The organism is Polynucleobacter sp. UB-Tiil-W10 (assembly GCF_018881605.1).
In the GTDB taxonomy this organism is placed as follows: domain Bacteria; phylum Pseudomonadota; class Gammaproteobacteria; order Burkholderiales; family Burkholderiaceae; genus Polynucleobacter.
Map to the genome: position 1 here is coordinate 976035 of NZ_JACVPZ010000001.1, position 20687 is coordinate 996721.

Annotated in this window: 22 protein-coding genes and 1 tRNA gene; 10 read left to right on the plus strand and 13 right to left on the minus strand. The window is 44.7% G+C overall.

Features of this window, described 5'->3' with window-relative positions:
- Positions 1-5 precede the first annotated feature (5 nt).
- From ICN33_RS05000 to ICN33_RS05025, 6 genes are all read left to right on the plus strand, one after another.
- The gene (locus ICN33_RS05000; RefSeq protein ID WP_216195030.1) at positions 6-1406 is read left to right on the plus strand and encodes a cytochrome bc complex cytochrome b subunit; all 1401 of its coding nucleotides are present in this window, start codon (positions 6-8) and stop codon (positions 1404-1406) included.
- Between the two features lie 41 nt (positions 1407-1447).
- Positions 1448-2221 carry a cytochrome c1 gene (locus tag ICN33_RS05005; RefSeq protein WP_370623226.1) on the plus strand — a complete coding sequence of 258 codons (774 nt, stop codon included), beginning with the start codon at positions 1448-1450 and terminating at the stop codon, positions 2219-2221.
- A gap of 100 nt (positions 2222-2321) precedes the next feature.
- Positions 2322-2933, plus strand: coding sequence for a glutathione S-transferase N-terminal domain-containing protein (locus ICN33_RS05010; RefSeq protein WP_068320223.1), 612 nt, complete (start codon positions 2322-2324; stop codon positions 2931-2933).
- Positions 2934-2962: 29 nt separating this feature from the next.
- The gene (locus ICN33_RS05015; protein WP_216195032.1) at positions 2963-3370 is read left to right on the plus strand and encodes a ClpXP protease specificity-enhancing factor; all 408 of its coding nucleotides are present in this window, start codon (positions 2963-2965) and stop codon (positions 3368-3370) included.
- Between the two features lie 18 nt (positions 3371-3388).
- Positions 3389-3464: transfer RNA gene (locus ICN33_RS05020), tRNA-Thr, on the plus strand.
- Between the two features lie 29 nt (positions 3465-3493).
- Positions 3494-4570 (plus strand): hypothetical protein, encoded by a 1077-nt coding sequence (locus ICN33_RS05025; protein ID WP_216195034.1) that lies wholly within the window; start codon positions 3494-3496, stop codon positions 4568-4570.
- Positions 4571-4587: 17 nt separating this feature from the next.
- Here ICN33_RS05025 and ICN33_RS05030 read toward each other — a convergent pair whose 3' ends face one another.
- Complete coding sequence (locus tag ICN33_RS05030; protein ID WP_255530662.1) at positions 4588-5916, minus strand: MFS transporter; 1329 nt, start codon at positions 5914-5916, stop codon at positions 4588-4590.
- Positions 5917-6112: 196 nt separating this feature from the next.
- Here ICN33_RS05030 and ICN33_RS05035 point away from each other — a divergent pair, with 196 nt between their 5' ends.
- Positions 6113-6697, plus strand: a complete 585-nt coding sequence (locus tag ICN33_RS05035) for a phasin family protein (protein ID WP_216195036.1) — start codon at positions 6113-6115, stop codon at positions 6695-6697.
- 122 nt (positions 6698-6819) lie between these two features.
- Here ICN33_RS05035 and rmuC read toward each other — a convergent pair whose 3' ends face one another.
- The 5 genes from rmuC to hemA form a co-directional block, all read right to left on the minus strand.
- On the minus strand, positions 6820-8094 hold the full coding sequence (gene rmuC, locus ICN33_RS05040; RefSeq protein ID WP_216195038.1) for a DNA recombination protein RmuC: 1275 nt from the start codon (positions 8092-8094) through the stop codon (positions 6820-6822).
- Between the two features lie 29 nt (positions 8095-8123).
- A complete protein-coding gene (gene grxD, locus ICN33_RS05045) occupies positions 8124-8432 on the minus strand; it encodes a Grx4 family monothiol glutaredoxin (RefSeq protein WP_216195041.1) in 309 nt (102 codons plus the stop codon).
- 106 nt (positions 8433-8538) lie between these two features.
- Complete coding sequence (prmC, locus tag ICN33_RS05050; RefSeq protein ID WP_216195043.1) at positions 8539-9381, minus strand: peptide chain release factor N(5)-glutamine methyltransferase; 843 nt, start codon at positions 9379-9381, stop codon at positions 8539-8541.
- A gap of 26 nt (positions 9382-9407) precedes the next feature.
- On the minus strand, positions 9408-10487 hold the full coding sequence (prfA, locus tag ICN33_RS05055; protein WP_216195044.1) for a peptide chain release factor 1: 1080 nt from the start codon (positions 10485-10487) through the stop codon (positions 9408-9410).
- Positions 10488-11804: a glutamyl-tRNA reductase gene (hemA, locus tag ICN33_RS05060; protein ID WP_216195046.1), complete on the minus strand. Its 1317-nt coding sequence runs from the start codon at positions 11802-11804 to the stop codon at positions 10488-10490.
- A gap of 1 nt (position 11805) precedes the next feature.
- Between hemA and ICN33_RS05065 the strand changes: the two genes are divergently transcribed.
- Complete coding sequence (locus ICN33_RS05065) at positions 11806-12102, plus strand: hypothetical protein (RefSeq protein WP_255530663.1); 297 nt, start codon at positions 11806-11808, stop codon at positions 12100-12102.
- Here the strand turns inward: ICN33_RS05065 and ICN33_RS05070 are convergent.
- The 4 genes from ICN33_RS05070 to ICN33_RS05085 are packed head-to-tail and all read right to left on the minus strand — an operon-like array spanning position 12091 to position 16617.
- On the minus strand, positions 12091-12846 hold the full coding sequence (locus ICN33_RS05070) for a uracil-DNA glycosylase (RefSeq protein WP_216195048.1): 756 nt from the start codon (positions 12844-12846) through the stop codon (positions 12091-12093). The two genes, ICN33_RS05065 and ICN33_RS05070, sit on opposite strands and share 12 nt — an antisense overlap.
- A 6-nt stretch (positions 12847-12852) precedes the next feature.
- Positions 12853-14628 carry a M61 family metallopeptidase gene (locus ICN33_RS05075; RefSeq protein WP_216195050.1) on the minus strand — a complete coding sequence of 592 codons (1776 nt, stop codon included), beginning with the start codon at positions 14626-14628 and terminating at the stop codon, positions 12853-12855.
- 5 nt (positions 14629-14633) lie between these two features.
- Complete coding sequence (locus tag ICN33_RS05080; RefSeq protein ID WP_216195052.1) at positions 14634-15350, minus strand: DsbC family protein; 717 nt, start codon at positions 15348-15350, stop codon at positions 14634-14636.
- Complete coding sequence (locus tag ICN33_RS05085; RefSeq protein WP_216195053.1) at positions 15343-16617, minus strand: FAD-dependent monooxygenase; 1275 nt, start codon at positions 16615-16617, stop codon at positions 15343-15345. Before ICN33_RS05085 ends, ICN33_RS05080 begins: the two co-directional genes overlap by 8 nt.
- A 40-nt stretch (positions 16618-16657) precedes the next feature.
- On the opposite strand from ICN33_RS05085, the gene ychF reads away from it, so the two are divergent.
- Positions 16658-17752: a redox-regulated ATPase YchF gene (gene ychF / locus ICN33_RS05090; RefSeq protein ID WP_216195055.1), complete on the plus strand. Its 1095-nt coding sequence runs from the start codon at positions 16658-16660 to the stop codon at positions 17750-17752.
- A 76-nt stretch (positions 17753-17828) separates the two neighbouring features.
- Here the strand turns inward: ychF and ICN33_RS05095 are convergent, their stop codons facing one another.
- The gene (locus ICN33_RS05095) at positions 17829-18179 is read right to left on the minus strand and encodes a hypothetical protein (protein WP_216195057.1); all 351 of its coding nucleotides are present in this window, start codon (positions 18177-18179) and stop codon (positions 17829-17831) included.
- Between the two features lie 235 nt (positions 18180-18414).
- On the opposite strand from ICN33_RS05095, the gene ICN33_RS05100 reads away from it, so the two are divergent.
- Positions 18415-18861: a hypothetical protein gene (locus ICN33_RS05100; protein ID WP_370623227.1), complete on the plus strand. Its 447-nt coding sequence runs from the start codon at positions 18415-18417 to the stop codon at positions 18859-18861.
- Here the strand turns inward: ICN33_RS05100 and trpC are convergent.
- Positions 18842-19645 carry an indole-3-glycerol phosphate synthase TrpC gene (gene trpC, locus ICN33_RS05105; protein WP_216195062.1) on the minus strand — a complete coding sequence of 268 codons (804 nt, stop codon included), beginning with the start codon at positions 19643-19645 and terminating at the stop codon, positions 18842-18844. The two genes, ICN33_RS05100 and trpC, sit on opposite strands and share 20 nt — an antisense overlap.
- Positions 19646-19655: 10 nt before the next feature.
- Positions 19656-20681, minus strand: a complete 1026-nt coding sequence (trpD, locus tag ICN33_RS05110) for an anthranilate phosphoribosyltransferase (RefSeq protein WP_216195064.1) — start codon at positions 20679-20681, stop codon at positions 19656-19658.
- Between the last annotated feature and the right edge of the window lie 6 nt (positions 20682-20687).

Below are 20687 nucleotides of genomic sequence, written 5' to 3' on the forward strand. Positions count from 1 at the left end.
GATAAATGGCATTCCACGAAAAAGAAGTCCCAGCAGACGCATCCGCCGCCCAAAAGCTAATGGCTTGGGTTGACTCACGTCTCCCGGTAACTGAAGCATTTAAGCGGCACATGAGCGAGTATTACGCGCCGAAAAATTTAAATTTCTTTTATATTTTTGGCGCGTTAGCTATCGTAGTGTTGGTAAACCAGATACTTACCGGTATTTTCTTAACCATGAACTACAAGCCTGATGCTGCAAAGGCTTTTGAGTCAGTTGAATACATCATGCGCGAAGTTCCGTGGGGTTGGATGATTCGCTACATGCACTCCACAGGCGCTTCCTTATTCTTTGTGGTGGTGTATATGCATATGTTCCGTGGTTTGATCTACGGCTCCTATCGCAAGCCACGTGAATTAATCTGGATTTTTGGTTGCGCAATTTTCTTGTGCTTAATGGGCGAGGCATTCTTCGGTTACTTGCTCCCATGGGGCCAGATGTCCTACTGGGGCGCTCAAGTGATTGTGAACTTATTCTCTGCAATTCCATTCATTGGTCCAGATTTATCCTTGTGGTTGCGTGGCGACTATGTTGTGGGTGATGCAACTCTCAACCGCTTCTTTGCATTCCACGTCATTGCAATTCCATTGGTATTGATTGGTTTGGTAGCGGCTCATATTTTGGCCCTCCATGAAGTTGGCTCAAACAATCCTGATGGCGTTGAAATTAAAGAGAACTTAGACGCCAATGGTCATCCAGTTGATGGCATTCCATTTCACCCTTTTTACTCAGTCCATGATGTGATGTATTTGGGTGGGTTTTTGATGGTATTTGCTTGCATCGTGTTCTTTGCTCCAGAGATGGGCGGTTACTTCCTTGAGGCAAATAACTTCGTCCCTGCAAATCCATTGCAAACTCCTCCGCACATTGCGCCGGTTTGGTATTTCACACCGTTCTACTCAATGTTGCGTGCAACTACAACAAACTTCTTATTGCCTTTATGGATCTTCTTAGCAGTCATTCTTGGAATGTTTGCCCTGAAGACCAAAGACCTGAAGGTGAAGGGCGCCTGTGCTGCAATCGCTCTTGTGTTGGCAGGTGGCTTCTTCTTATTTGATGCTAAGTTCTGGGGTGTTGTGATCATGGGCGGTTCTGTTGTGATCATGTTCTTCTTGCCTTGGCTTGATAAGTCACCAGTGAAATCCATTCGTTATCGCCCACAATTCCATAAATATATTTATGGCTTATTTGTGGTGTGTTTTGTGATCTTGGGTTACTTGGGTATTGAGCCACCATCACCAGTGTTCGAAAAGATTTCTCAGGTATGCACTATTTATTATCTGGGCTTCTTCTTGGCAATGCCGTTCTGGAGCACGCTTGGTACATTCAAGCCAGTCCCAACACGCGTTACTTTTAAGTCCCATTAATTCACGCCTGAGATATTGGCAAAGAGAAATTAGGAATTAGCATGAAACGAATTCTGCAAACTTTGATGGGCATCTGCCAAGCAACAGTATTGGTTGCGGCCCTGGGCTTTGGTGTAAGTGCCAATGCAAATGAAGGTGGCTTCCCATTGGATACGGCCCCGAATCGCGTCAGTAAAAATGCATCCCTGCAAAATGGTGCAAAGATTTTTGTGAACTATTGCTTGAACTGCCACGCAGCTTCTAGCATGCGTTACAACCGCCTACGCGATATTGGCTTGACTGATCAACAAATCAAAGACAACCTCATTTTGACTGATGCCAAAGTAGGTGATTTGATGACCATTTCTATGACACCAAAAGAAGGTAAGGCTTTCTTTGGTAAGAACCCGCCTGATTTATCAGTTGAGGCTCGTGCTCGTGGAACTGATTGGCTCTATACCTACTTCCGTACTTTCTATAAAGACGACACCACTCAGACTGGGTGGAATAACTTGGTGTACCCAAACGTGGGCATGCCCCATGTTCTCTGGCAGTTACAGGGTGAGCGTGCTGCTAAGTTTGAGGAACATAAAGATCCTCATGACGAAGGCAGAATGGAAAAAGTATTTGTGGGTTTTGAGCAGTTGACCCCGGGCACAATGAAGCCACAAGAATACGATGACAACATCGCTGACTTGGTTGCTTTCATGTCATGGATGGCTGAGCCAGTTCAGTTGGAGCGTAAGCGTCTTGGCGTAGTGGTGCTCTTGTTCTTGGCTATCTTCACCCTGTTGGCTTGGCGTTTGAATAAGGCTTATTGGAAAGATATTCACTAATTGAATTTGATGGGTTCTGATGCTGGGACCCGTTGGTGAAAAAGATTTAACGCTGATGTGCGTTTGTTGTATTGAAGTAGAAATTTAAGGAAATAAATTTATGATGGTGTTGTACTCGGGTACTAACTGCCCATTCTCGCAACGCTGCCGCTTGGTGCTTTTTGAAAAAGGCATGGATTTTGAAATCCGCGATGTCGACTTGTTTAATAAACCTGAAGACATCTCAGTGATGAACCCATATGGCCAAGTTCCTATTTTGGTTGAGCGCGATTTAATTTTGTATGAGTCCAACATCATTAATGAATATATTGATGAGCGTTTTCCTCACCCACAATTAATGCCGCCTGATCCAGTGGCGCGCGCTCGCGCACGTCTCTTCCTCTTCAATTTTGAGAAAGAGTTATTTGTGCATGTGGCTGCCTTAGAGAATGAAAAAGGGAAAGCTGCTGAAAAGGTTCATGAAAAAGCGCGTTTAGCGATTCGTGATCGTTTGACTCAGTTGGCGCCAATTTTTGTTAAAAACAAATATATGTTGGGCGATGAGTTTTCGATGCTGGATGTTGCGATTGCGCCATTGTTATGGCGTCTTGAGCACTATGGCATTGATCTGTCTCGCAACGCAGCGGCTTTGCTGAAATACGCTGAGCGTATATTTAGTCGACCTGCTTATATTGAGGCTTTGACTCCCTCTGAGAAGGTAATGCGCCGCTAAGTATTTCTAGCGGTACATTGCTCGTCGGCATGTCTGACATTCCAAGTAACAAGCCCTATCTAATCCGTGCTCTACATCAGTGGTGCACGGATTTTGGTTTTACGCCCTTCATCGCTGTTTTTGTCGATGCTAGGGTGGAGGTGCCTATGGAGTTTGTGAAGAATGATGAAATTGTTCTGAATCTCTCTTTGGAGGCGTGTCATCAGCTTCAGTTAGAAAATGACTGGATTAGCTTTCAGGCGAGGTTTGGGGGCATTCCGAGAAAGATTATGGTTCCTGTCAGCAACGTCTTGGCTATCTACGCTAGAGAGAATGGTCAGGGGATGTCTTTCCCATTTGATCCAGCCCAGGCCCGTGATCTCCATATTGCAGACTCAGCGGATAGCACTCCTGAAAAGCCCAAAACTACAAGACCATCCTTGAAGATTGTGAAATAGGATAAAATATATCCCGTTGCCCCTTTAGCTCATCTGGTAGAGCAACTGATTTGTAATCAGTAGGTGGTCTGTTCGAGTCGGACAAGGGGCACCACCTTTCTTTTTGGCATTTAAAATCTCTAGATGTCGTACAAAAATATCGGTTTTGATGCAGGCTTGATGTCTCTTCGAGGCACTCATATCGCCATTTTTGATTACGCACTTCAGAATCAAAGACTCTTAGGCAATAAATCGACCATTTTTTATGATCGCCGCTCAGAGCAGGTACAGCCCCTTGTTTTTCAAAAATTCCAGCACGAGTTTCAATTAGTTCCATACGATCAATTTAGTGATATTCAGGCAATGCCTGAATTAGGGCAGGTTGACGCTATGTATCTCATCAAGTCCGGCGAGCGAGATGGCTATATGCTTCCGGGCGTCCCCAATTTAATGCACGCTGTGTTCCCGCAAAATATTAAGGAGATGCATGGTGACATTTATGCCTACGTCTCAAAGTGGTTAAGTGATGAGTGTTCTAACGGAAGAATTCCATACGTTCCCCATATGATTGATTTGCCGATAGTAGGCAAATCTCTTAGATCGAACTTAGGTATTTCCGAAAGCGCGACTGTATTTGGATGTTATGGTGGAAGCGATAGCTTTAACTTAGATTTTGTAAAGAAAGTAATTGCCGAGCTTGTTGATAAGCATCCGCACCTATATTTTCTGTTTATGAATATTGATCAATTTATAGCTCACCCCCAGGTGATCTTTCTTCCGGGGAACTCAGATCCAGTATTTAAGTCGAGCTTTATTAATACATGCGATGCCATGATTCATGCAAGAGGAATTGGTGAAAGCTTTGGGCTAGCCTGCGGAGAATTTTCTATGCACAACAAGCCAGTAATTACCTATGCTCTTTCTCCCCAGCGAAATCATATAGATGTCTTGGGGTCAAAAGCAGTTTTATACAAAGGGCCAGATGACCTTAAGAAAATTTTCTTGGACTTCGATCGAGTTTGGCAACAGAAGCAAGAATGGGATTGCTATTCCCAAGAATTTTCACCAGCTGTTGTAATGAAAAAATTTGCTTCTGTATTTCTGGATGAGAAAGCTCTAAAGCAATCAGAAATTGAAATTAGCACCTTAGATAGGGCAGCAGTTCAGGGCAAGCGTTTTAGGAAAAAACTGCGCAGTCTTTCGCGAAAACTCTACCTCTAGAGTTTTGTCTGGATGGATTAATCCAGTAAGGAAACTTTTCGAGTCTCGGGTAGATAGAGAGCAGCAATAATTGCTGCTGCTGCTAAGAAGATGGTTGGGTACCATAGTCCAGCGCTATCACTCTGCCAACGTTGATTTAACCAAGTCACTATTAAGGGTAGTAAACCACCAATCCATCCTGCCGCTAAATTGTGAGGCAGTGTTGCTGCACTATTTCTGGTTTTGGCGGGAAAGAGTTCGGCCAACATAGCCGTTTGTGGGCCAACTACTAATGCAAGAGCTAAAGATAAACTCGTTAGCAATATTCCAATGAAAATGAGATGGAATGTATTGGCTGGGCTATTGAGATATTCAATGCCAATAATTTTAAGTAGTTGAAACGCGGGTAGGATAATGCTGGCGCCCAAGAATAGTCCGCAAACTATTACTGGTTTACGGCCTATCTTGTCTGACAACCAGCCCGCAAAAATAGTAAGCGGGAATAATGCTAGGGTTGCATAAATACTGAGTTGGTCAACCAACTCGGGCGCAAGTTTTACAGAGGTTTTTAGAAAAATCGCTGTATAGACTTGTACGCAAAAGAAAAGCACTGCTCCTCCCGCTGAGACACAGAAGAAAAGTAAAAACATGCGCTTGCGTGTTTGTGGATCTCGAAAATTATTGAGCAGAGGACTTTCAGATTGCTGGTGAGTTTTGCTGAGTTCTAGAAAAATGGGAGTCTCTTCTAAAGCCATGCGTGCTTTAAACGCAATAAGGAGGAGCACAATCGAAATCCAGAACGGTACGCGCCATCCCCACGATTGAAATTCCTCTGGGGAGAGATAGTTTCTCAGGAGTGCAATTTGTAGGGTGGAGAACAGAATGCCAAGTGGACCCATTAGCTGCAAGAAGCTGGTTTTAAACCCTCGGTACTCATTGCCGGCATGTTCTGTGAGATAGACCGCACTCCCACCGATTTCGCCGCCTGCAGAGAGTCCCTGGAGTAGACGCAAGCCAACCAATAAGACTGGCGACCAAATTCCTATTTGCGCATAGGTGGGCAAAAAGCCTACGCTTACGGTTGCTGCGCCCATGAGGGCAATGGTGATCATAAAGACGGGCTTTCGACCAATACGATCGCCCATAGAGCCAAAAAGAGCAGCCCCTATGGGTCTGACTACCATTCCAACGCCAAAAGTCGCTAGGCTGGCTAAAAGGGCTGTATTTAGATCCGTAGAGGGAAAGAAGAGGGGGGCAAAAACTACCGCTAGTGTGGCAAATGTCAGGAAGTCATACCACTCCAAAAAGGTGCCAAAGCAGGCTGCAATGGCTACTTTTCGATAGGAATGAGGATTCTGGGGTGACATTAAGTAATTGATTATATTCAGTTTATTTTATTATTGGAATATATTTGTTGCATAGCAGCAAAAACAACTTGATTTGTCATATTCCTTCAGTTACAGTTTCATGGTGCAGTGCAATATTTAAGGTATCTGAAGTTTTCCATCTCTTAAATCGTGCGCTTAATAGACTAGTTGTACCACTTAATTTCTGGAGAAATACATGAACCAAGACCAAATCACCGCTAAATTGTCCCAAATTAACAGCAAAGGCCTCGAGGCTTCATTTTCTTTGAGCGAAGCTGCTTTGGAAAATGCTCAAAAATTGGCTGAGCTGAACTACGCAGCTTCTAAAGATGCATTGGTAAACGCTCAAGACGGCATTCAACAAGTTTTGACAGCTAAAGATCCAAAGCAAGTTACTGAAATCTTTGCTGCCGATTCTTTACAAGCTGCTGGCAATCAAGCTTTTGCTTACCAAAAGAAAGTAAGCAAAGTATTGCGCGATAGCAATAAAGAATTTGCAAATGTAGTTGATGCAAGCATTGACCAGTTGCAAGATGGTTTCCAAGATTGGATGAATACCGTTACTGCTAATGCACCAGCAGGTTCTGATGCTTTCTTGTCTTCATTTAAAACTGTATACGGTAGCGCATTGCAAGGTTTTGAGCAGTTCCGCGCTGCTAGCAAAGAAGCTTTTGCGACTGCAGAAAAGACTGCTGATCAAGCAATCGAAACTGTACAAGGTCAAATTGCTCAAGTTAAGAAAGCTGCTACACCTGCATCACGTAGCCGTAAAGCAGCTTAATTTGTAGCTGAGTAAGAGTTAGATCTAGTAGTAGGCCTTAAATAAAAAACCCCGTTTAGTGCAAACTAGGCGGGGTTTTTGTTTGAATGTATCTTAATGTCTTTTTGTGTGTCGATGATTCACTATTCAAAGTCAGAAGAAGACTCAATCAATGGAGAAGCCAGATTCTTGGTGGGTTTGACACCTAATTCACGTACCTTTTCAGCGGAGCGGATGAGATTACCTTTGCCGGTTTTAAGTTTGTTGAAGGCATCGTGATAGCTGGTTTGTGCTTGGTCTAGACGTTGACCAAGTTTTTCTAAATCATCTACAAAACCAACAAACTTATCGTAGAGGTTGCCACATTGTTTTGCAATCTCTAATGCATTGCGGTTTTGATGATCTTGACGCCAGAGGTGGGCAACGGTTCTAAGTGTTGCCATTAAGGTGCTTGGGCAAACCAGCACAATATTTTTTGCGAGAGCTTCTTGATACAAATTTGGCGCAGTCTTTAATGCGAGCAAGAATGCCGGCTCAATCGGCACAAACATTAAAACAAAGTCGACTGACCCTACGCCATAGAGGGAGCTATAGTTTTTCCCAGAAAGGCCCTGAATATGTTGGCGTAGAGACTGAATATGTGCAGCCAATCCTTGCTCCGCAGTTACAGGGTCTGTAGTTTCAACATGTCTTGCATAGGCGGTAATCGATACTTTGCTATCGACTACAAGGCTTCTGCCTTCTGGGAGCTTAATTACTACGTCAGGCTGAAGACGTGAGCCATCTGTTTGGGTATGACTGTCTTGTACAAGGTATTCCTCACCCTTACGCAGGCCAGAGGATTCCAAAATAGATTCCAGCACCAATTCGCCCCAATTACCTTGAACCTTAGAGTCACCCTTGAGGGCTTGCGTTAGCGAGCGTGTCTCATCAGACATGCGCAGATTAAGATTGGCTAAACGTTCGATTTCACTTTTGAGAGCATGACGCTCACGGGCTTCATTGCCGTATGAAGTGCTTACTTGCTCTTTAAATTCAGTGAGCTTAGTTTGCAGAGGTTTTAATAGGGCATCTAAGTTAGCCGTATTTTGTTCAGTAAAGCGCTTAGATTTATCTTCCAAGATCTCATTGGCTAAATTTTTAAATTGATTTGTAAGCGCTTCTTTAGCTTCATTGAGCGACTCAATTCTTCCTAAACCTTGCTTACGCTCAGAATCTAACTCTGCCTCTAAGCGGATTGCATTTTGTAAAGCTTGGTCACGTTCAGCGCGCAAACTAAGCGCTAGGGCAATTTCTGTTTGGGCTTGCAGCTCAACACGAGCAAGGGTCGAGCGTAGGTTTAGTGCATAAACTAAAAGGCCTGCGCAAACTCCAAATGGCAGGCCGAATAGTAGAAGAGAGCCTAAATCAAAAGTCATGGCGTCAACAGTTGCAGCAAAAAGTTTGCTTAAGCTTTAACCAGTTTTTGAAGTTCGCCAGACTGAAACATTTCAGTCATGATGTCAGAGCCACCAACAAATTCACCATTGATATAAAGCTGAGGAATCGTTGGCCAATTGGCATATTCTTTTATGCCTTGGCGAATTCCAGCATCTTCTAAGACGTTCACGGTATGGAGTTTTTCAACACCACTAGCGCGCAAGATATTGATGGCATTGCCTGAAAAGCCGCATTGTGGAAACTGTGCAGTTCCCTTCATAAACAATACCACTGGATGGCTAGTAACGATTTCTTTAATTTGAGCTTGAGTGTCCATATATTCTTTCTACAAAGTTTCTACTACGGCGGTCTTATTGCAAAGACGGTTTGAAAATAAGGTTTGTTTGATTTTAAGACTTAATGTGAAAAAAGGTTATTAAGCTCTATTTTCTGCCTGAGGCGACACGGTAATGGCCGCCCAAATCTAAATGCGTTTGAATGTCGTAAAGGCCTGCTATCTTCATGAGGGCTACTACCGCATCTGATTGGTCAAACCCATGCTCAACGGCTAACAAGCCATTTGGATTCAGGTGATGTTTGGCACCGAAAATAATGTTTTCTAAGCAAGTGAGGCCACTAGAATGGTCGGTGAGTGCTGAAATTGGTTCAAAGCGCAGGTCACCCTGACTTAAATGCGAATCTTGGGCCGCTATATAGGGCGGGTTACTAAGAATGATGTCAAAAGAAGCTCTGTCATCGATCGCCTCATACCAGTTCCCCTGTAAAAACTGGACTTGAGAGGCAACATTTAATAGCTTGGCATTTGTACTGGCAATTTCTAAGGCTTCAGTCGATTGATCGGTGGCGGTAATTTGTGCGCTTGGCACTGCATGTGCAATCGCCAAGGCAATCGCACCCGAACCGGTACCCAGGTCCAGAATTCTTGCTGGATTATTTAAGTGTTGAATTTCGCGCAAACCAATCTCAACCAAGAGCTCAGTTTCCGGGCGCGGTATGAGAACGCCAGGGGCTACGTAAAGTTCAACGTTATGAAAGCCTCTTTTACCCACTAGGTAGGCAATCGGCTCCCCTTGAAGTCTTCTGGCTTCAAGATCTTTCCAGAATGCCATTGCTTCTGCGTGAAGTGACATGTCATCTCGAGAAAGTAGGGCGGAACGTGGAAGTTGGTAATGCTTTTCCAGAACATGGGCCATGAGAATTTTTGCCTCACTGGGGGTAAGGGCTGTATCTCTCAATAGAGAGCGTAGACTTAAATCTTCACTCACAGTTTCAGGTATCGCTTAGTTATGACTTAGTTATCACCAAGAGCCGCAAGGAGCTCTGCCTGATGCTCGGATGCAAGAGCGTTGCATAGATCATCAATATCGCCATCCATCATGGCATCAATTTTATAAAGCGTTAGGTTGATGCGGTGGTCGGTAATGCGACCTTGAGGGAAGTTATAGGTACGAATACGATCACTGCGATCGCCAGAACCAACCAGGGACTTTCTGGTTTGGGCTTCGAGCTGATGCTTCTCGCGTTCGCGGGCATCCATAATGCGAGAAACCAAAACCTTCATGGCTTGTTCTCGGTTGCGGTGCTGGCTGCGATCATCTTGGCATTCAACAACAGTACCGGTGGGTAAGTGGGTGATACGCACCGCAGAATCTGTTTTATTAATATGCTGACCTCCAGCACCAGAAGCGCGGAAGGTGTCGATGCGTAATTCTGCGGGATTAATTTTGACTGCTTCAAGCTCATCTGCTTCTGGCATTACAGCTACAGTGCAAGCAGATGTATGGATGCGACCTTGAGTCTCTGTTTGCGGAACGCGTTGGACGCGATGACCGCCAGATTCAAACTTCAGTCGGGAGTAAACAGACTGGCCTACAAGACGCAAGACTACTTCCTTGTATCCGCCTAAATCCGATTCAGCCGCATTCACCATTTCCACTCTCCAACCTTGGCGTTCGGCAAACCGTGTGTACATGCGCAGGAGATCACTAGCAAAAAGGGCGCTCTCATCGCCACCAGTACCTGCACGAATTTCTAAGAAGACATTACGCTCATCATTCTCATCCTTGGGGAGAAGGAGTTTTTGCAGCACCCCTTCTAGCTCTTCCATCGTAGCTAAAGCCTGCTTTTGCTCATCATCAGCAAAGTCTTTCATTTCAGGATCTTTGCGCATCTCTTCTGCTGCTTGAGCATCTGCCTCTGCTTGCTTGTATAAGCCAAACTGCTCAACCACCTTAGCAATATCGGAATGTTCACGCGTGAGCTTCCGATAGGCATCCATATTTTTGGTTGCTTCTTCAGAGGTTAATAAGGAATTAAGTTCGGCTAAGCGCGTGTCTAGGTGGTCTAGCTTAGCCCGCATGCTGGGCTTCATCTAATGGTCTTCTGGCTTGGAATGCGAGGCGAATAATTTAGGCAACAACTTAATTAGGGCGTCACGCTCAGCGCCATTAGAGTGTTGTAATGCATGGAGCGAACCATGTAAAAATTTATTGGTTAGGCCTTGGGCCATTGCATTGAGAACTTCTTGTGGATCCTCACCGCGCATTAAACGTTTCATTGCACGTTCAAGCTCGAGTTGACGCAATCGTTCACCTTGTTGCTGAATATCTTGAATGAGTGGAACCGCTTTACGGCCTTGCATCCAATGCATAAAGTTACCAACGCGATCTTCAATGATTGCTTCAGCCTGACTAACAGCCGCTTGACGTAAGTTAGTACCAGTCTGAATCATGACTCCTAAGTCATCGACGGTATAAAGGTAGATGTCATCTAATCTGGAGATCTCTGGCTCAAAATCCCGTGGAACCGCTAAATCAATCATCACCATAGGTTTGTGCCGACGCTGTTTCAGGGCGCTCTCCACCATACCGAGGCCAATGATGGGTAGGGATGAGGCTGTGCTGGACACAATAATGTCAAACTCGTGTAAACGTCCAGGTAACTCTGAAAGCTTGAACGATTCGGCTTCTACATCTTGCTCTGATATTGAATCTGCCAGCTCCTGACCACGCTCAATAGTTCGGTTGGCAATGGCTACATTCTTGGGTTTGCGGGCAACAAAATGAGTGGCGCATAAAGTGATCATTTCACCTGCGCCAATAAATAAGATCTTTTGGTCTGAAATTTTTTCAAAGATCCGCTCTGATAGACGAACGGATGCTGCAGCCATTGAAATAGAGTGCGCGCCGATTTCAGTTGAGCCACGAACCTCTTTAGCTACCGCAAATGTTTTCTGAAAAAGTTGGTTGAGATAGGTTCCCAAAACGCCAGCATCATTTGCAGTGCGAACTGCATCTTTCATTTGACCTAAGATCTGGGTCTCGCCAATCACCATAGAATCTAGACCGCACGCCACTCTGAAGGCATGTCGAACAGCATCCGATTGCGGTAGTGAATAAATGTGGGGCTCAAGACTGCTTGGAGCAAGTTGTTGGGTTTTGGCTAGCCAATCAAAAGTAGCCTCATGCAAAAGTCCTGCAGCGCTGGCATCATTGGCAGCGCAGTACACCTCGGTGCGGTTGCAAGTAGACAAAATCGTAGCTTCGGGCAGCCCAGCCTGATTCGCGCCAACTAAATGTTGGCGAAGATCGTGTAACGCTTCTTGAAGAAATTCAGGGTCAAAGGCGACTTTTTCCCGAACGGCTAGCGGCGCTGTGTGATGATTGATGCCGAGTGTCAACAACTTCATAATGGCGATTATAGATTTGATGGCAGCATTAATGGGGGTATCAATGGGGTTTTTGGCTTTTCTGGTGATTGGGGGTATTTCTGGGGCATCCACATGGATTTTTTATCCCGGCACTTCAGCTGGGCTTAGGCCTGGAAAAATCCTCTTCGCCTCCTTGCTTGGGTTTGTTGCAGCGGCTACCAGCTCGTATTTAGGGCAATACTGGGGTCTTTTCCAGTCTGGCCAAATCCTGGAATGGGCAAGTGCTATTTTTGTTTCTTGTGCTTTAGGCTGTGTCTTTACCGCTTTAGCTAAATAGGTCGGTCTGGGGGCTTTCAACCCACTGAATAGGTGAAGCCTTGTGTTCAATTAGCCATTGATTCGCTTGGGTGAAGTGACCACAACTTGCTTTACCTCCAGGCTCCAAAAAAGGCCTATTTGTCTTGTAAACCCCCAAGCCGGATGGATGAGAAGACTGCAAAATATGTTGTGTTCTGCCGCTCTCAATCAGCGGCAATTTAGATTGGGCGTGCCCTCCCCATAACATCCAGACAATATTGGACTTTTGTTTTGCTAATGCGCTAATAAGAAGGTCAATCAAACTCTTCCACCCCAGATTGGTATGGCTACCTGCTTCACCCAATTTGACACTTAAGGCTGTGTTGAGCAGAAGCACCCCTTGTTGAGCCCAGTGATGAAGGTCTCCATTTGACAAGGATCCAAAACCCTCTAGTGCCAGTGCTTTTCTGATATTGCGCAGTGAGCTGGGAAATTCTCGTGAGTTCACTGCAATCTGCGCTGGAATGGAGAAGGCTAATCCTTGCGCCAATCCAGGTGAGTGATAAGGGTCTTGACCAAGGATAACGACTTTTACTGAATCTACAGGACAGAGTTTGAGAGCTTTAAAAAAGTTTTGAGGCTCAGGCCTAATAGAGACAGCATCTAGTGCGAGAGCAGACTGCAAATTTTTTTCTAGAAAATGCCATTCTGTAGACTCGAAATAATCTCCCAGTAATTCACGCCAATCATTTGGAATATCGTCTTTGGAAAATAGCGCTTTCAATTTCGGTCAAGCATCTTTCTTGGGTGTCAGTTCATATTGTTCTGGTATTTGAGCGGACTGTAGCGAGACCATGCGCTCATGCTCAAGATCATCTCGATAAAAAGTGATGCGGGTATAAGAATTTTCGGACAGGCTGGCCAAAACCTTATCCCAGCGTGTGCTGGTTATACGTTGCCCATCAATACTGGCTAGTAAGTCACCAGCTGCTAGACCGGCCGTTTGGGCAATGCCGCCATCAAGAACGTGGGTAACCCTAAGCCAGCCATTGGTATCAGAATGACGCATACCAAATTGAAGTTTAATTTTTTCCAAAGTGGACTGAGATTTTGGTTTTACAGAAATCAGATTTGAGTTAATCCATTTCTGCAGGGGAATATCTTCAACACCAAAAATATAGCGTGCCTTCATATCATTCCAGATTTTGCTAAAGCCATTTCCTAGTAATTCAACAATCAACTCGTCTAGCCCATCTTCTGCAATACCATGGACGCCATGCTTGCGCCAAAGTAAGCGCACAAGATCATCAAGGGATTGTTTATTTTTTGAGAAGGCGCGAATTTGTAAATCGAGACCAAGCGCTATCAAAGCACCTTTACCGTAATAGCTTACGACTGCATTCGGAGTATTTTCGTCTACTTGGTAATACTTAGTCCAAGCATCGAAAGAACTGTCAGCCAAGCTTTGCTTATGGCGTCCAGGGCCGCGCAAGATCCCATTCCAATTATCGGAAACTAGTTTTAAATAAGTTTTGAGATCAATCCGCTTGCTACGCAATAGTTGGAGGTCATCGTAATAACTGGTGAAGCCTTCAAATATCCAGAGCAAGCGAGTGTGATTACGTTTGGATAGATCATAAGGCTGAAAGGCTTTGGGTTGAATACGCTTAACCAGCCATGCATGAAAATATTCGTGACTACATAAACCTAAGAATTCTCTATAAGCAGATTCTTCAAAGAGAATATTGTCTTGAGGAATTTGATCGCGACGACAAAGTAATGCAGTGCTATTGCGATGCTCAAGACCACCATAGCCATTCAAAACTGCGTTTACCAAGAAAAGATATTCTCCGAATGGAGCATGCTTGGTCTCAGGCTCAAACAGATCAATAGTGCTAGTGCAGATTGCCTGTAAATCTTGCGCAAGACGTTTGGTGTCAACAATGTGATTGCATCCCTGTATTGCCATGCGATGAGCAACACCATTCGATTTCCAGTGCACGAGTTGGAACTCACCCATCGCTACTGGGTGATCTAGTAAGTCGTCATAATTTTTTGCCAGGTAATATCCAAATCCAAGATTATCAGTTTTAACTGCCCTTAAAGTGGTTTGTACCGTCCAATGATCTGCAAATGCAAGCTCTGGCGCAGTAATGGCGAGGGAGCATGGCAAGTGCTCTTGCCCCTTTACTGCTATACATAAGCTGGAGGCATTAAAGAATGCCCGTTCGGTATCTAAATATGCTGCGCGTACCGAAGAGTCAAAAGCGTAAACAGTAGTGAGGATTTCTACAGGGCCTTCAACGGGCGACAAATGCCAATGGTCATTATCGATACGCTCGAGAGCAATTTTTTTTCTAGTGCTAGCAATTGAGTAGGCCTCAATCGATTCAATTTGCTTGCTGAAATCCCGAATTAAATAGCTGCCCGGAATCCAGGCTGGCATTTGGAGTACTTGACCATCGGGGGCAGGGTTTGCAATATGAAGCTTGATCCGAAAGCGATGACCATGCAGATCTTCTGGCCAGACCGTATATTGGATTGCAGGTAAGTCGGCAGGATTCATGGTCTTTATTTCAGCGAGCTAAATTTCTTTTCAATATCGGCAATCTGTACTGCCCCAGGAAAGCGGCTGCCATCAGTAAAGAAAAGAGTAGGTGTGCCAGTAATGCCATAGGTTTTAGCAAAGGCCATATTCTTATCTAGCGGTGTGCTGCACTCACCTTTGCCGCTAGGTGCAATACCGTTAATCATCCAGTCTATATATGCCTTGTAGGGATCAGAAGAGCACCAAATTTGTTTTGATTTCTGCGCTGAGTCAGACGATAGGATCGGAATCAAATAAGTGTAGATTGTGACGTTATCGAGCTGCTGAAGAGATTTTTCTAGACGCTTGCAGTAACCGCAGTTGGGGTCAGAGAAGACGGCGAATTGACGACTACCATTACCGCGTACATTTTTGATGGCATTTGCAGGGTTTAAGTCGCTCCATTTAATGCGATTTAAGTCTGCCTGTCTTTGCTCGGTCATATTTTTACCTGACGCAAGCTCAATGATTTCGCCTTGTATGAGATATTTTGCAGAGGCGTCAGTATAAAAAATATCGTTGCCAACCAATACTTCATATAAACCAGAAATGGGTGCTGGAGAAACACTTTTTACCTTTGCATTAGTACCCAACTTCTTTTGAACTTCAGTTTTTATTTGTTGCTCTGGTTGCGCATGAGCTGAGCCAATATAAAGTAGTGTTGCCCCAATAAAAGCAATCGCAGATAAGAATTTATTCAAAATCAATTTCTCCTAAAGCGCGTTCGATTAAGCGCTGTTTAATAAAGTGGCTTTTATTCACTAGACCCAGACCCCAATTACGGAGTTGTCGTTCCGTGCTGCTGCTTGCAGAAAATAATTTCTTGAGTTTATCGGTAACCCACAAGAGAGCGCTGGTATCACCCTGACGCTGTCGTTCATAACGACGAAGTAGTACTAAGTCGCTTGGTGAGCGGAAAGATTCTTTCTTGCCCAAAATATTCAGTAGCACCGCTACATCTCTTAGTCCTAGATTTAGACCTTGCCCAGCTAGAGGGTGCATAACGTGAGCTGCATCCCCAATCAGTACAACCTTTGGAAAGGCATCGGGTCCAATAAATCGCTTGGCTCGAATTTTTCTTAATGGGAATGCGGCTGGCGTAGAGTTAAGAGTGAGATCACCTAACTGTTTAACAATTGCACCATTAGCTATAGAAGCAAATTGACCTAGCCACTGCGCTTGATCGAGCTTTAATAATTCTGCAGCCTGCTCCGGTGAGGTAGACCAAACCATGGAGACTTGTTTGCCGGGCAAGGGAAGCATGGCAATAATATCGCCACCACGTAAGAACCACTGATAAGCAGTTTCTAGGTGTGGGTAGGCGCAAAGCCAATTGGCAACAACTGCACTTTGGGAATAACTTTCTTCACTTGCACTAATGCCAAGTTCGTTTCGAATTGGAGAATTAGCACCGTCGGCTGCAATCACAAGTTGCGCACGAATAGTTCCACCATTTTTTAAATATAGAGTGCTGCCATCGGTATCTACATTGATCTTTTCAACAGCATCACTAATCCGTTCTAATTTATTTTGAAAGCGCGAAGCCTGATCAATGGTGTGTTCGATTAAATTGGATTCTCCAATCCAGGCGAGTTGCGGAGTGCCTGCTTCAAATGCAGAAAGATGGAGTTGATCATCTTTTTCGCCGCGATCACCATAAATGCGCATATCCCGAACGGGTTGCAGACGACTGTGATCGATCGCATCCCAAATATGCAAATGGGCTAATAATTTTTGGGTGCTTGGTGAAAAAGCATAGATTCTTTGACCCCATTGAGTGCCTTGCGGGCTTGGGACGCTTTGCCCTAAATCGGGGGCAATTTCGATAGTATGAAGACCAAGCTGGGCTAGACCTAGGGCGCAAGCCTTACCTGCAATGCCTCCACCAACCACCGCAACATCAACAGTGCGGTTTTGGGGGCTCGGAGGAGAGGGCTTTAAGAGGTAATTTTGGTGAACTTCTGACATAACTCGATGATATCGAAACCAGCCCCTTTACAATACGGATATGTCTTTGAAATGTGGCATCGTCGGCCTGCCTAACGTCGGCAAATCTACCCTCTTTAATGCGCTTACCAAGGCTGGAATCGCAGCGGAAAACTATCCTTTCTGCACGATTGAGCCCAATGTGGGCGTGGTTGAGGTTCCTGACCCCCGTTTAGCTTCCTTGGCTGAGATAGTCAAGCCCGAGCGCATTCTGCCGGCAGCTGTCGAATTTGTCGATATTGCTGGTTTGGTAGCTGGCGCCTCAAAAGGCGAAGGCCTTGGCAATCAGTTTTTAGCTAATATTCGCGAAACGGATGCCATTACCCATGTGGTGCGGTGTTTTGAGGACCCTAACGTCATTCACGTTGCTGGAAAAATTGATCCTATTGCCGACATTGGTGTTATCGACACCGAATTGGCTTTATCGGACCTGGCAACGGTTGAGAAGACTCTAAATCGCTCAAGCAAGGCTGCTAAGTCTGGGAATGATAAAGAGGCTGCCGCCTTGGTTGCTGTTCTCACTAAAGTCCAAGCCCATCTCGATTCTGCTTTGCCAGTACGCAGTTTGAACTTAAATGATGACGAAAAATTACTAATTAAACCTCTGTGTTTGATTACAGCAAAGCCTGCAATGTATGTTGCAAACGTAAAAGAGGATGGCTTTTCAAATAATCCCCATCTCGAAGCTGTTAAGCAGCACGCTGCTAAAGAGAATGCCCCGGTCGTAGCTGTATGCGCTGCAATCGAGGCAGAAATAGCGGACCTAGAGGAAGCTGACAAGATTGAGTTCTTGGCAGACCTAGGCATGGAAGAGCCTGGGTTGGATCGTGTGATTCGCGCTGGTTATACATTGCTGGGTTTGCAAACATATTTCACGGCTGGTGTTAAAGAGGTTCGTGCTTGGACTATTCACTTAGGCGATACGGCACCTCAAGCTGCTGGCGTCATTCATACTGACTTTGAGCGTGGCTTTATTCGTGCCCAGACAATTTCTTACGATGATTTTGTTCAGTTCAAAGGCGAGGCCGGCGCCAAGGAAGCTGGCAAGATGCGTGCTGAAGGCAAAGAGTATGTTGTTAAAGACGGTGATGTATTGAACTTCTTGTTTAACGTCTAAAGCAATCTTATTTTTGCCCAATAAAAAAGCCCTGAAAAGGGCTTTTTGCTTATGTGGCGAGAGAAATTGAGAATTATTAAGCTGCTTTCGCTGCCTTCTCCAAGCATTTAGACATTTCTTCATAGCGCCTCATGGCTAGCTTAGTTGGTAGCACTTCTTTTTTTCGGCCATCGGCATTCGCTGCCATTTTGATATAGCCCAAGGCGCTGAGATTTTTGAGGCGACCGTGCAAAGTAGCTTGTGAGCCTAAGTCAGAAATAGAAATCAAATCACCAACCAAAATTGCCTGCTTTGCGTGAGCGCATGAAACGATTTTATCGAGCAAGCTCTCTTCGATGCAGTCGAGTTTTTTTCCTGGGTTAATGCGATCAATGGCATCAACCAAGTTCAGAAACTTAATGTAGGATGAGGTTTTGGGGGTTGGCATATTTATTGTTTAATGAATATTTACTAACTCTTGAGATAGCGCCATTCTATTCCTAGGATCTAACTTTAGCAATTGATGTGTGTCAATTAAAAAATAAACCATACCCATTTCAATGTCTAAATTATTAAAAATTTTTTCAGAATGGTTTATCGGATGCGTCATTAGTTCGATGGCGTACACATTTCTTTTTTATTTCAATAACTGGATAACTAGCGACATCACATTTGGATTAGGGGTGAGTTGGATTTATTTACCCGCCGGTCTGCGCTTATTTCTCACTCTGATCTTTGGCTTACCTGGCGCAATTGGTATTGCTATAGCTTCATTTTTAATTAGTTATTACGGGGAGTTTCCACATAACTTAATTGTGTGTGTTGGGATTGGTTTGATTTCCGGATTCGCGCCTTACTTAGCCAGATATTTTGTGTTTAGAAATCTTCGGCTTGATTCGGATTTAAGTAATTTAAACCTCCCAAAATTGATTGCTTGTATTTTGATTTATGCTTTGTTAACGGCGGGCCTACACCAGCTATGGTTCTCTATGATGACGCTAGAAAATACGGGCAGCATTAATCACTTTCTAGTGATGTTCATTGGCGATGTGCTGGGCTCGCTACTACTCATTTCTTTGATCAAATATTGCTTAGATCTTTTGAGAAAAGTTAGGAAAATAGCTCGCTAAGGGCGGCGCCTGGATCATTAGCGCGCATGAACGCTTCCCCAACCAAGAAGGCGTTGATTTGGTTGTTGCGCATGAGCTCTACATCAGCGCGATTCAAGATGCCTGACTCTGTCACCAAGGTTTTATTGTTTGGCACCATGGATAGCAGAGAGAGGGTGGTTTGTAGAGTCACCTCAAAGGTCTTGAGGTTGCGATTATTGATGCCGAGTAATGATGTCTTTAGTTCTAGTGCTTGCTCTAATTCGGGAGCATTGTGAACTTCCACTAAAACATCTAGACCTAATTCATGGGCGCAAGCCTCAAGCTCTTTCATTTGATTTAATTCTAGGCATGCCACGATGAGCAAGATTGCATCAGCACCAATAGCGCGTGCTTCATAAACTTGATAAGGGTCTATGGTGAAGTCTTTGCGAAGAACGGGAATTTGGCATGCAGCACGTGCTTGCTGAAGATAGGCATTGCAGCCTTGGAAATAATCTACATCAGTCAGTACTGATAAACAAGCGGCGCCATGTTTCTCATAGGATTGCGCAATAGATGCAGGCAAGAAGTTCTCGCGCAAGACCCCTTTACTTGGGCTTGCCTTTTTAATTTCAGTAATGACACCTGCCTTACCGGCAGAGATCTTGTTTTCAATGGCCTGAATAAATCCTCTTGGTTTCAGTAGCACATCTTCATTGTTAGCCTCGGCTTGCTCACGTTGATTAGCAAGTGAAATTTTCTGCAGGCAACTGGCTACTTCAATCTTTTTGGTAGCAACAATTTTGTCGAGGATATCGCTCATGTCTTCGGAATTATTTAGATTGTGTTGCTATAACAAAAGCGTCTAATTTTTGACGTGCCGCACCAGAGATAATGGTTGCTTTGGCTAGGGCAACGCCGTTGGCAATATCTTTAGCAACCCCAGCTACATAGAGTGTTGCGCCAGCATTGAGACAAACAATGTCACTAGCTGCCCCTAACTTGCCATCAAGCACGTCTAGAACTATTTTTTTGGACTCTGCTGCATTGGCAACTTTAAAGCTGTTGGTAGGGGCGGTACTTAATCCAAAGTCTTGCGGTTGAATTTCATATTCACTTACCACGCCATCTTTGAGTTCTCCAACCAAAGTTGGTCCCTCTAAAGAAATTTCATCTAGACCATCACGCCCATAAACCACTAGCGCATGTTCCATTCCCAAGGCTTGTAGAACACGAGCCTGAATTCCTACAAGGTCAGGATGAAATACGCCCATCAATATCCGTTTGGCATCAGCGGGGTTAGTGAGGGGCCCTAGGATGTTGAAAATAGTTCTAACACCTAGTTGCTTTCGTATAGGTACTACGTTCTTCATGGCTGGGTGGTGGTTTGGGGCAAACATAAAGCCAGCGCCCACTGTGGAGATACATTTAGCGACTTGATCGGCAGACAAAGCTAGATTGACACCAAGCGCCTCTAATACATCCGCACTTCCTGACTTACTGCTGACACTGCGATTACCATGTTTGGCAATCTTTGCACCTGCACCTGCGGCTACAAACATAGCGGCGGTTGAAATATTAAAAGTATGTGCGCCATCACCGCCAGTACCCACTACATCCACCAATTGACTGCGGTCATCAACCTTCACTGAGGTGGCAAACTCACGCATGACTTGTGCGGCTGCAGCGATTTCACCAACAGTTTCTTTTTTAGTACGCAGGGCCACAAGTAATCCAGCAACAAGCTCTGGCGACATTTCACCGCTCATGATGAGACGCATCATCGCCGTCATCTCGTCATGAAATAGTTCCCGATGTTCAATACAGCGTTGTAGGGCTTCTTGCGGTGTAATCGACATAGCGCT